Raw genomic sequence first — 1,067 nt, 5'->3', positions numbered from 1 at the left:
CGATCGTCGAAATTTAGTGATTCAGAGCTTCGCTTTATGGCGAATTTCAAAGCCTGAGCTTTTTCTGGGTAGTTTGCGTAATCTCGAAGTCGCACAATCGAGGCTGACCGATCTGGTGACGTCTAATATTGGTGCTGCAATAGGTCATGCGACCTTGAGTGGCATATTCTCTACAAGGCCTGACAAATCCAGTTTGCGAAGCATATTTGAGGAAATTACTGCAAATAGTGCTCCGGTTGCCTTACAGGATTACGGTATTGAAGTGCTTGCTATTCGCCCGAACCGTTTTGGTTTCCCTAGGCAAAATGTTCAGGCTATCTATGACCGTATGATTGCAGAGCAAAAACGTATTGCTGCTCGCTATCGTGCCGAAGGTACTGAAGAGGCTGAAAAAATTAAGGCTGAATCTGAACGAGAGGTACGTGAGCTTTTGGCTAAAGCGCATCGAGAGTCGCAAACCATGTTGGGTGACGGGGAAGCCAGAGCAACCGAAATATTTACCGAGGCTTATGCCCAAGACCCCGAATACTATCAGTTTCGAAAAAGCATGGATTTATACAAAGACATGATGGGCAACGATACGACCTTGGTTCTATCTAGTGAGTCACCACTCGTCCAGCGCTTGTTGGAGAGCCCCGGAGCGTCAGATGCATATGCTAAGTGATTTAAGAAATATACTCGCATCAAATAAGCATGTCTTGTGGGTGATCTTTTTAGGGCTCTTGCCGTTGATATATCTCTTAAGTGGCTTTTACTCTGTAGGGCCTGAGCAGCGTGGAATATTATTGCGATTCGGAAAGATAGTCGACGATCAGGTCTTGCCTGGCATGCATTATCATTTACCTTGGCCCATGGAGACGGTAGAGAAGATACAGGCGACTTCGGTACGCTCAATGGAACTGAACATGGTGGAGGAAACATCGGCGCCAATTCAGCGGGAACTGACAACGGGTGATCAGAACTTATTGGAGGTCAGTCTGATACTTCAATATACCATAGAGGAGCCTGGCATCTTTCGTACGCAGGCGCTCGACCCTGAAGCGCTGCTATTTGAAGTATCATCCGCT

General features: G+C 46.8%; 2 protein-coding genes. Both read left to right on the top strand.

Annotated elements, in window-relative coordinates; genetic code table 11:
* A partial coding sequence (gene hflC / locus A3735_RS27025) for a protease modulator HflC (protein WP_156499960.1) occupies positions 1-664 on the top strand: 664 nt, incomplete at its 5' end.
* Positions 648-1,067, top strand: a 420-nt coding sequence (locus tag A3735_RS27020; RefSeq protein ID WP_255375200.1) for an SPFH domain-containing protein, incomplete at its 3' end; no start/stop codon positions are given. The genes hflC and A3735_RS27020, both read left to right, overlap by 17 nt.

The sequence above is a fragment of the Oleiphilus sp. HI0061 genome (assembly GCF_001635675.1).
Note: the sequence above shows the minus strand (reverse complement) of the source record. Positions and strands in the feature narration are given on the sequence as shown.